The organism is Finegoldia magna (genome assembly GCF_003182075.1).
GTDB lineage: Bacteria > Bacillota > Clostridia > Tissierellales > Peptoniphilaceae > Finegoldia > Finegoldia magna.
Window position 1 is genome coordinate 264,604 of record NZ_QGTH01000001.1, and the last position, 10,986, is coordinate 275,589.

A 10,986-nucleotide genomic window follows, 5' to 3' on the forward strand; every position below is an offset into this window, starting at 1 on the left:
GAAATATTCGAATCATCTGAAAGAAGCTCACAGATCTAATAGGTTTGTGCGTATTACTTGACGTTACAAGAAATGAGAGGTTTACACAATTAGGGTGGTACCGCGGTTTATTCGTCCCTTGGAATTAATTTTCCAAGGGATTTTTTAATTATTTTATAAGGAGATTTGTTTATGAAAAAGTTTAAGGAGCTTTCTAAGAAACCTGTTAAAGAACGTGAACAGGCTACTAGTAAGTATTGGAAAGAGATAGATCTTTTGAATGAAACTTACAACAGTAGAGATGAAGAAAATAGATATGTATTTTACGATGGCCCTCCAACTGCAAATGGAAAACCAGGAATTCATCACGTTATTAGTAGAACTTTAAAAGATATGACTTGCAGATACAAAACTATGCAAGGATACAAAGTTTATAAAAAAGCTGGTTGGGATACTCATGGTCTTCCAGTTGAGATCGAAGTTGAAAAGAAACTTGGTCTTCACGATAAAAAAGAAATCGAAAATTACGGAGTAGAAAAGTTCAACGAAGAATGTAAGAAATCTGTATTTTCTTACAGAGAAAAATGGCAAGAAATGTCAGATAGAATGGCATACAATGTGGATATGGATGATCCATATATTACTTTGGACAATAATTACATTGAATCAGTATGGGCATTGCTTGACAAAATGTACAAGGACGGATTGATTTATGAAGGAGCGAAAATTCTTCCATATTGTCCAAGATGTGGTACTGGTCTTGCATCACATGAAGTTGCACAAGGATATGAAAATATCAAAACTACAACAGCGTATGTTAAATTCAAAAGAAAAGATGAAGATGAATACTTCTTGGCATGGACTACAACTCCTTGGACATTGCCATCAAATGTTTGTTTGACAGTACATCCAGATATTGACTATATTTTGGCAGAAAAAGACGGAGAAAAAATATATCTTGCAAAAAACAAAGCACACGATTTGTTGGGTCACGAAGGCGAAGACTACACTTTAATCAAAGAATTAAAAGGTAAAGACATGGAGTATATGGAATACGAACAACTTTTACCCATTTATGATGTTAACAAAAAAGCATTTTATGTGACTTTGGCAGATTATGTAACTGTTGAAGATGGTACAGGAATTGTTCACACAGCGCCAGCTTTTGGGGAAGACGACTATCAAACAGGAAGAAGATACGATTTGCCATTAATCAATCCTGTTGATGAAGAAGGAAAATTCGTTGGCGGTCCATGGGATGGTCAACAAGTTATGGATACAGATCCAGAAGTTTTACAAAGATTAAAAGAAGAAAACAAATTATTTAGGAAACAAAAAATTGAACACAATTATCCTCACTGCTGGAGATGCCACACACCACTTATCTATTATTCAAAACCATCATGGTACATTGAAGTTAGCAAATTAAAAGATAAATTAGTTGAAAACAATAACGGTGTGAACTGGTATCCAGATCATGTTGGAGAAGGAAGATTTGGAAATTGGCTAGAAAATATTAAAGACTGGGCAATTTCTAGAAACAGATACTGGGGAACTCCATTAAATATTTGGAAATGTGATAAATGTAATCATACACTTTCTGTTGGTTCAAGAAAAGAATTAAAAGAGTTAGCTATCGAAGATATAGATGAAAATATCGAACTTCACAGACCATACGTTGACGATGTTCACATTAGATGTCCAGAATGTGGCGAAATAATGACTAGAGAAAAAGACGTCATTGACGTTTGGTTTGACTCTGGAGCTATGCCTTTTGCACAACAACACTGGCCATTTGAACATACAGATGATTTTGATAAAGTGTTCCCTGCAGATTTTATCAACGAAGGAATTGACCAAACACGTGGATGGTTCTATTCATTGTTAGCTATTTCTACAATGATTACAGGAAAAGCACCATACAAAAATGTTTTGGTAAATGATTTAATCTTGGATAAAGATGGAAAGAAGATGAGTAAATCGAGAGGAAACACAATTGATCCGATTGAACTATTCGACAAATACGGAGCAGACGTTGTTAGATTCTACTCACTTTATGTATCTCCACCATGGATTCCAACAAAATTTGATGTAAGTGGTTTACAAGAAGTTGAAAGTAAATTCTTCAGATCATTCAGAAACACTTATAACTTCTTCCAAATGTATGCAACAACTGATGAAACAGACCCTACAGAATATTTTGTAGAATACGAAGACAGAGCTGTAATTGACAAATGGATTTTGTCTAAGTTTACAAATCTACAAAAATTCTACTTTGAAAATATGGATCAATTTGAATATACAAAAGTTGCAAGAGAAATTTCTAACTTTGTAATAGAAGATTTATCAAACTGGTACATCAGACGTAACAGAAGAAGATTCTGGAAAACAGAAATGGATGATGACAAAAAAGCTGTTTACAACACAACTTACGAAATATTAGTTGGACTTACAAAATTAATTGCTCCATTTACTCCATTTATAGCAGAAGAAATGTATCACGATTTAACAGGCGAAAAATCAGTTCACTTAGCTTATTTCGATAAGGTAAATGAAGATTTAATCGACAATAAATTAGAAGAAAAGATGGAAATGGTAAGAACTTTTGTAACTCTTGCAAGAGCTTCTCGTGAAGAAGTGAATATTAAAGTTCGTCAACCATTGAAGAAAATCGTCCTAGATGAAAGATTTAAGGATAAGATTGAAGAGTTCAAGGATTTAATCAAAGAAGAAATCAACTTAAAAGATATCGAATACAAGAAGGATTTGTCTGAATTTATGAATTACGAACTAAAACCTAACTTCAAAGTTGCAGGTAGTATTCTTGGTAAACACATCAAATCTTTTGGAAATTATTTGAAAGATATAAACGCCAAGGATTTCGTATCAAAACTAGACAAATCAGATTTGAATATTAAATTAGACGATGAAGACATTGATATCAAGAGAGATTACGTTGATGTAAGAATTAATTCCAAAGAAGGATTCGATGTGACAATGCAAGGAGATTATTTTGTAATCTTGGACACAGAAATCACTGATGAATTATTGATGGAAGGATATGCGCGTGAACTTGTAAGTAAAGTTCAACAAATGAGAAAATCAAATGACTTTGATGTTTTAGATAATATCATCATCAAAATCAATCCTACAGATGATATTAAAAAAGCAATTGAACAATATGAAGACTTCATAAAAGATGAAACATTGACTGTCGATATAATTATTGATGAAAATGTAGATGGTGAAGATGTTGATTTGAATGGAGAAAATGTTAGAATTGAAGTTATAAGAAAATAACGAATTAGCCTACTGATTAATTTCGGTAGGCTTTTTACTTTCAAAAGTATACAAAAAGTCAACAATGAAAAAAACTAATTGCAAACTGTACTACACTAATGGTATACTTATATCATATGAGGTGGAAGATGAAAAACAAAAACACAATTTTAAGAGCAATTTTAGTATTTGCATTTAGTGTAGGAGTAATTTTTTTCATAAAAAATAAAATTGGAGCAGATGATGCTTTTGACGTAATAAAAAAGATAGGACCAGTTTTCATAGCAGAATGTGTTTTGACTATGTTTATGTTTTTTCTACTGGAAGCTATATCATACAAATATCTTCTAAGTATACAAGGTTATGATGTATCGTTTAAAAGGTGCTTCGGATATACATTTACGGATTATTTTTTTAGTATGATATCTCCAGGTGGTAGCCTTGGACAACCGTTGCAATATCACACAATGAGAACGGATAACATTGATTCATTGACTACAATTAATTCACTACTTTCTTTTAATTGGATTTATCATTTGTCTATGGTAATTATTTTCTTTGTAGCAATGATTTTTGGATTAGTAGGTAAAATTGCGGCGATTTCTGAATTTAAATACTTGGTTATTTATGGAATAGTGTGTCAATTGGTCTTGGTAATCGGAATAGGATTTTTGATGTTTGATAGTGAATTGGCGGCTAGAGTAATTAGATTTTTTAATACGGTATTTTCTAAATTTAAACTTTTGAAACGTTTCAGTAAATCAGAAGAAGATATTACAAAAACAATTGAAGAACACAAAAATTTCGGAAAATTTTTGATAAATAACAAAAAAGTTTTTGCAAAATTATTGTGCATTTCGATTCCGATGCTTTTGTTTTCATTTGCAATTCCTGCAATCTTATACAAATCATTTGGACTAAATTCATATAATTTTATGACTCTGGTTCTAATCCAAGCTGTGGTTACAATTTCATTCGAAAGTGTTCATATTCCTGGAGGTGTAGGAGTTATTGAAGGTAGCATGATGCTTGTGTATTCTTCATTTATGCCAAAATCATTGGCATTTAGTATTATGGCAATCAATAGATTTGTTACATTTTACTTAGCTGTACCTTTTGCAGGGCTATACTTTTTATTAGTGAAGACTAATCGTAAAAATTATCAGAAAAACAACAGTCTTATAAAACTGAATCAAGAACAGTAGATCGATCTATTAATTTAGATCGATTTTTTTATTAAAAAATGATACGTGTTAAATATTTTTTTAATCAAATGGGTATATTATATATGGTCAATATATTTGGTGCATGATATTGTACTTATTAAAAATAACAAATTTTATCATTGATTTTGAGAGGGCTTATGATATGATAAATAAAAGAAATTTTTTTTTAAGTACATAATGAAAAGCTTTTATTTATGAAAACAAATCCGTATTTTATGGATTTTATATATAAAAAATTTTATAAGGGGTGAAAGGTTTGAAAGAGTTTTATAATAAGTATTTTATGAAACAAAAAATGATGCATCCTGTTATGTTTGCTCTTTTGCCGATTGCTGTAGTGGCGATATATTTTTATGGGCTAAGAGTGTTAGCTTTGTTTTTGCTAAACATAATTGTTGCATGCCTTGTTGAATATTTATCTAACGCGAAGATATTCAAAAGAAACAAAATATCTGAAGCAGCTATTGTCACATCCTGTTTGTATACAATGACATTACCGCCATCTATTCCTTTTTGGATTTCAGCGGTTGGTATAGCGTTTGGTATATTTTTCGGGAAGATGGTTTTTGGAGGATTCGCAAAAAATGTTTTCAATCCAGCCTTAGTGGCTCGTGTATTTATTTATGTTAATTTTCCTCAACAAATGACTATTTATTGGAACAAAGCTGTAGGTGGTTTTCCTGGAGGATTTGGAACTTACTTAACTCAATCATTGGATTCTATGACACAACCAACTCCAATGACAGCATTTAAGGTTAACTCAGCATTTGAAACAATTCCAACTATGATTTTAGGACAAATTCCTGGCGTTATCGGTGAAACTTGTAAAGTTTTAATTATAATTGGGGCAATTTACTTGATTTATAAAAAAGTTGCAAGTTGGCAAATTATGGCAGGAAGTGTACTAGGTTTTTGCGCATTAAGTTTAGTATTTAATGCTATGGGAGTAACTTCTGTTCCTAATCCTATTTATGGAATGCTAATGGGAGGATTTTTATTCGGTACTGTGTTCATGGCAACAGATCCAGTATCTGCAGCTAAGACTCCAATTGGTAAGTGGATTTATGGTTTTATTATAGGAATTGTGACCGTAATTATCAGAGGATTTGCACTATTTGCAGGTGGCGTTATGTTCGCAGTTCTTATTGGCAATACTTTTGCACCAATAATTGATTATTGTGTAAATAAAGTTCAAGCTAATAAAAAAGCAAAAGCAAATAAGGAGGTCAAGGTTAATGGCTAAGAAAAAATCAGTCGTATATCCAGTAATTTTTATGTTGGGATTGACACTAGTTTTGACATTAGCATTGGCTTTGTTAAATCAAGTTACAACTCCTACAGTAAAATTTAATCAAGATATCGAATTAAAACATAAGATTTTGAATGTATTTAATATCTTACCTGAAGATACTTCTGCATCAAATATCGACAAAACTTTTAAAGATAATGTCGCAGAAGAAGACTATAAAGGAAATAAACTTTATATTTTAAAACAAGATGGCGAAGAAAAAGCTTATGCAGTTCCAATAAACGGGCCAGGTCTTTGGGGTTCTATTAGTGGATATGTAGGAATAACTAAAGATATGAAAAAACTTGTTGGAATTGAATTTATTAAACAAGATGAAACTCCTGGTTTGGGTGGACGTATTACAGAAGATGAATACAAAAACCAATACAGAGATTTGGATATTTCAAAACCAGTTGACGGTAAAATTGTAATCAATAAACCTGCAAATGGCGGTAACATTGATGCTATAAGCGGCGCTACTCAAACATCTACATTTGTTGTTAATATGATTAATGAAGATGTGAATGAGTTTATTAAGAATGGAGGTAAATAATGGCTAATTCAAATAAATATACTAAATTATTGAAAAATGGATTGCTTGATGACAACCCTGTTCTTATTCAAGTTATTGGAATTTGTTCCACATTAGCAGTAACAAACTTGTGTATGAACTCCTTGGTTATGGGACTCGCCCTAGCGTTTGTTACAGGATGTTCATCGTTTTTGATTAGTTTACTTAGAAAAGTAACTCCAAAACACATTCGTATGATGGTTCAAGTATTTATTATTTCGTTCTTCGTAATAATAGTTGATATTTTCTTAAAGGCTTACATGCCAGAAATGAGTAAAACATTAGGACCTTATGTTGGATTGATTATTACCAACTGTATAATAATGGGACGTGCAGAAGCGTTTGCTATTAGTAACGATCCTGTAAGTAGTTTTGTAGATGGTGTGGCATCAGGTTTGGGTTATACTGTAGTACTTGTGCTTATAGCTTTAATCAGAGAATTATTGGGATTCGGTAGTGTATTTGGATTCAGAATAATGCCTGAAAGTTTTGTGCCTTGGACAATGATGGTTATGCCACCAGCAGCATTCTTCATTTTACCTATTGTTATGTGGATTGCTAATGCTCATCTAAAAAAGGAAGGAGATGCTAAGTAATGACAATTAGTCCTTTAGTTATATTTTTTGCATCAATCTTTACTTCAAACATGATTTTCTCAAACTTTTTGGGAATGTGTTCATTCATAGCAGTAAGTAAAGAAATTGAAACTGCAACAGGATTAGGAATAGCTGTAACATTCGTATTGACAATCACAACTATAATCAACTTTTTCTTATACAAATTAGTTGTTAGATTTAATATAGAATATTTGAGATATATAATATTTATTATATCGATAGCAGCATTTGTTCAATTATTGGAAATGATTTTGGAAAAATACATTCCGAACTTGTATTACGCATTGGGAATATTCTTGCCACTTATCACAGTAAACTGTGCGATTTTAGGTGTAAGTTTGTTCATGGTAATCAGAAACTACAACTTCTTGCAAACAGTTGGATTTGCAATAGGAAGTGGACTTGGTTGGATGCTAGCAATTGTATCAATGGCAGGGATTAGATCCAAAATCAAAGATTCATCTGTACCAAAAGGTCTCCAAGGATCTCCTCTAACTTTAATTATAACTGGAATCATGGCGATGGCATTCATCGGATTCTCTGGTATAGTTCAAATATCATAAGGAGGAATCATGGGACAAATAATTATAACAACAATTGTAGTGTCTGTGTTATGTGCATTATTTGCATTGCTACTTTCATTTGCAGATAAATACATTGCAGATTATGGTGAAGTAAAACTAACTATTAATAACGATAAAGAATTTACGGTAGATGGTGGAGATAGTTTATTATCTACACTTAGAAACCAAAAAGTATTCATTCCATCAGCTTGTGGTGGAAAGGGATCATGCGGTTACTGTAAAGTAAAAGTTTTGGATGGAGCAGGTCCTGTACTTGCTACAGAAAAACCAATGTTAACAGAAGATGAACTTAACGATAGCGTTAGATTATCTTGTCAAGTAAAAGTTAAAAAAGATATTTCGATTCAAATTCCAGAAGAATTATTTAATGTAAAAGAATACGAAACAACTCTTGTTGAAAAGTTACCTTTGACTGATAGAATAACTAAGTTTAGATTTGAACTTCCAGAAGGAGAAACAATCAAATTTAAACCAGGTCAATATGTACAATTAAAAGCAGAAGAATATCCAAAAGGCGATGGATATGAAGGATCAGATGAAGAAGTATTCAGAGCATATTCTATTGCATCTAGTATTAGAGATGAAAAACATATAGAATTGTTAATTGGTTATACCAAGGGTATCTGTACAACTTATTGCCACAAAGTTCTTAAAGAAGGCGATAAGGTTACTATTAATGGTCCTTATGGTGATTTCTACTATCATGATGAAGATACTGAAATTATATTGGGAGCAGCTGGAACTGGCTTCGCACCAATAAGATCTATCCTTAACCATATGAGAGATCATGATGTTAAGAGAAAAGCAAGATTCTACTTTGGGGCCAAAACTCCAGATGATTTATTCTTGTTAGATGAATTGAAAGAATTTGAAGAAGATTTGTACGATTTCAAATTTATCCCAGTATTGTCAAGAACAACTCCTGAAATGAATTGGGAAGGAGAAACTGGACATGCTGACGATGCAATCAAGAAATATTGCAAAGAAACTGGTAAGAACAGCTCAGCTTACCTATGCGGTTCACCAAGAATGATAGAGTCTTTGACAAAAGCATTGAACGAAGTTGGAGTAACTGACGACAGAATTTATTACGATAACTTCTAAAATACAAAGATCGATTGAAAACTGATTGTGAGTCAGAATTCAATCGATCTTTTTTTAGATAAATTTAGTTCTAAATTTGTTTGGCTTGATTTTTGGGGTTTCTTCGCTGTGACCTAAAGCAAGTGCACAAGTTATTTCATAATCTTCATCGATGTCTATAGATTGTAAGAATTTTCTAATGTGTTCGCTATCATAAGAATCATAAAATTGATTAATCCAAACATTTGCTACATTTAATTCACAAGCTTTTAACATCATATTTTGCATTATACATCCACAGTCGAATTTTCTATTTCTGTTATCGTGCGGACTCAAAATCAAAATCATATTTTTGCAATTATAAAATCCGTTGTAGTTTTCATTGTTTAAGTGCTTTCTGATGGAATTTAATAAATTTTCCATTGCACTATCATCAGAAATAGCGACGATTATGTTGTCTTGTTTATTCATACCGGTTGGAGTATAGGTTCCAGCTTCTACGATTTTTTTCATATCTTCTATTGATACTTTTTTAGATGTAAATTTTCTTCTCGATCTTCTGTTTTTGATAATATCCATAATTGCCTCCTATATGTTATAATTTTAATACTGGAGGAGATATTTTGCAATTTGTTAAAACAAAAGAAGATTGCCAAAATCTAATGGATGTCGTTGCTGACACTGCAAGAATTTTGCTCGAGAGTGGTGCAGAAACATATCGTGTAGAAGATACAGCTTTTAGAATGAGTAAAAGTATTCAAAAAGTTAATAAAATAAATGTATTTGTATCTTATACATGTATAATTATATGTTTGAGTTTTGATTTTGGAGATCTTGTTACTATGAGAAGAACAATTCCAAAGGCGACAAATTTGTGGAAAATTCATCAAATCAATAATTTTTCCAGAAATTTTGTAAAAGATGTGTACACTTTGGATGAATCAATAGAAATAATAAACAAAATAGATAATAGAGCTGTAGATAAAAAATTGTACATCCTAGGGGCATCCGCAGCTTCAGGATTATTTGCACATTTATTAGTAGGTGGCATTATTGAACCTGTCGTAGCTTTCTTTATATCTATATTAGAAATGCTAGTTTTTAGATTTTTTCAACGAAAAGAAAACCCACAATTTGTTAATACATATATTACAGTTGCGTTTATGACATTTTTAACTTTAGTTACATTGAAAATTTTTGGAATGTTTAGTGTGGCTTTGGATATGAACAGTATTATCGTTGGTTGTATCATGCCATTTGTTCCTGGTGTTTCCATTACAAACTCTGTAAGAGATGTACTTAGTGGAGACTTATTATCTGGGATAAGTTCTATGATTAACGCTGTGATTACAGCGTTGAGTATAGCTCTAGGTGTTGGTAGTATATTGTATTTTGCGGTTATGATGGAGGCGATTTAATGATATATATAATTATAGAATCAATCATTTCATCATTTGCCACATTAGGATTTTCGCTATTTTACGATTCACCAAAAAGGTCTTATAAAATAGTTATGGTATCTGGATTTGTAGCGTGGTTTGTTTACAAATATTTAACAATGATTTTAAACAATAAATTTATCGCAGCTCTGTTTGCATCAATTGCCGTAGGAATAATAGGAGAGATAGCTTCAAGAAAAGTTCACATGCCAGTTACAGTTTTTGTAATACCAGGAATAATTTCTTTGGTTCCAGGGGCAGATATGTATTACACAATGTATTACACAATTCAGCAAAATTCTAAACTAGCTTTTTCACATGCGAGAAATGCAATGTTATTTGCCGCCAGTATAGCTCTTGGAATACTTGTAGCATCCTTATCATCTAAGTCGATAAAGCATAATACAATAGAGCATTTACAAACAAATTCGATTTTTAAAATAAAAAACAAAAAAACACTTGACAAAAAATAAAAACCTTGATATTATAAAAAAGCACTTTGAGTTAAGTGCTTTTTAAATTACTTAAAAGAAAGTAATGCATGTAAAACGAAAATAAAAAAAGTTTTACAAAACACTTGACAAAATGAAATGATGATAGTAAACTATAATAGTTCACTAAAGTAACATTTCAAGAAAACACATTTTGAAAGGAAAATATTTCGAAAAAGTGTTGACAAAGAAAAGTTGGTATGATATACTAACAAAGTCGTTACGAAAGTGCGAAGAAAGTTGTCATTAAGACAACAAACTATAGAACCTTAATAAATTAAATAAAGTAAATACTTTGAGAGAAGTACAAACCAAACAATAATTCGGTGAGAATAAAAAAGCAAAAGTCAGCTGAAAAGCTAGCTTCAAACAAACATTAAATTGAGAGTTTGATCCTGGCTCAGGACGAACGCTGGCGGCGTGCTTAAC

Annotated in this window: 11 protein-coding genes; 9 read left to right on the forward strand and 2 right to left on the reverse strand. The window is 31.6% G+C overall.

Annotated features, from left to right (window positions below; all coding sequences use genetic code 11):
- Positions 1-171 precede the first annotated feature (171 nt).
- From ileS to DES33_RS01155, 7 genes are all read left to right on the forward strand, one after another.
- A complete protein-coding gene (gene ileS / locus DES33_RS01125) occupies positions 172-3,279 on the forward strand; it encodes an isoleucine--tRNA ligase (RefSeq protein ID WP_110057864.1) in 3,108 nt (1,035 codons plus the stop codon).
- A 128-nt stretch (positions 3,280-3,407) separates the two neighbouring features.
- Positions 3,408-4,463: a lysylphosphatidylglycerol synthase transmembrane domain-containing protein gene (locus DES33_RS01130; protein ID WP_110057865.1), complete on the forward strand. Its 1,056-nt coding sequence runs from the start codon at positions 3,408-3,410 to the stop codon at positions 4,461-4,463.
- A 304-nt stretch (positions 4,464-4,767) separates the two neighbouring features.
- Positions 4,768-5,727 carry an RnfABCDGE type electron transport complex subunit D gene (locus DES33_RS01135; RefSeq protein ID WP_249033603.1) on the forward strand — a complete coding sequence of 320 codons (960 nt, stop codon included), beginning with the start codon at positions 4,768-4,770 and terminating at the stop codon, positions 5,725-5,727.
- Positions 5,720-6,325 (forward strand): RnfABCDGE type electron transport complex subunit G, encoded by a 606-nt coding sequence (locus DES33_RS01140; RefSeq protein WP_094205974.1) that lies wholly within the window; start codon positions 5,720-5,722, stop codon positions 6,323-6,325. The genes DES33_RS01135 and DES33_RS01140 overlap by 8 nt, the downstream gene beginning before the upstream one ends.
- Positions 6,325-6,939: an NADH:ubiquinone reductase (Na(+)-transporting) subunit D gene (gene nqrD / locus DES33_RS01145; protein WP_094205973.1), complete on the forward strand. Its 615-nt coding sequence runs from the start codon at positions 6,325-6,327 to the stop codon at positions 6,937-6,939. The genes DES33_RS01140 and nqrD overlap by 1 nt, the downstream gene beginning before the upstream one ends.
- Positions 6,939-7,523, forward strand: a complete 585-nt coding sequence (locus tag DES33_RS01150; protein ID WP_002837117.1) for an NADH:ubiquinone reductase (Na(+)-transporting) subunit E — start codon at positions 6,939-6,941, stop codon at positions 7,521-7,523. Before nqrD ends, DES33_RS01150 begins: the two co-directional genes overlap by 1 nt.
- Before the next feature lie 9 nt (positions 7,524-7,532).
- Complete coding sequence (locus tag DES33_RS01155; RefSeq protein ID WP_094205972.1) at positions 7,533-8,648, forward strand: NADH:ubiquinone reductase (Na(+)-transporting) subunit F; 1,116 nt, start codon at positions 7,533-7,535, stop codon at positions 8,646-8,648.
- Positions 8,649-8,702: 54 nt separating this feature from the next.
- On the opposite strand, the gene DES33_RS01160 is transcribed toward DES33_RS01155, so the two are convergent.
- Positions 8,703-9,206 carry a nitroreductase family protein gene (locus DES33_RS01160; protein ID WP_110057867.1) on the reverse strand — a complete coding sequence of 168 codons (504 nt, stop codon included), beginning with the start codon at positions 9,204-9,206 and terminating at the stop codon, positions 8,703-8,705.
- 44 nt (positions 9,207-9,250) lie between these two features.
- On the opposite strand from DES33_RS01160, the gene DES33_RS01165 reads away from it, so the two are divergent.
- Positions 9,251-10,045 (forward strand): threonine/serine exporter family protein, encoded by a 795-nt coding sequence (locus tag DES33_RS01165; protein WP_094207354.1) that lies wholly within the window; start codon positions 9,251-9,253, stop codon positions 10,043-10,045.
- Positions 10,045-10,539 (forward strand): threonine/serine exporter family protein, encoded by a 495-nt coding sequence (locus DES33_RS01170; protein ID WP_110057868.1) that lies wholly within the window; start codon positions 10,045-10,047, stop codon positions 10,537-10,539. Before DES33_RS01165 ends, DES33_RS01170 begins: the two co-directional genes overlap by 1 nt.
- A 264-nt stretch (positions 10,540-10,803) precedes the next feature.
- Here the strand turns inward: DES33_RS01170 and DES33_RS09675 are convergent.
- Positions 10,804-10,986, reverse strand: a 183-nt coding sequence (locus DES33_RS09675; RefSeq protein ID WP_211305668.1) for a hypothetical protein, incomplete at its 5' end; no start/stop codon positions are given.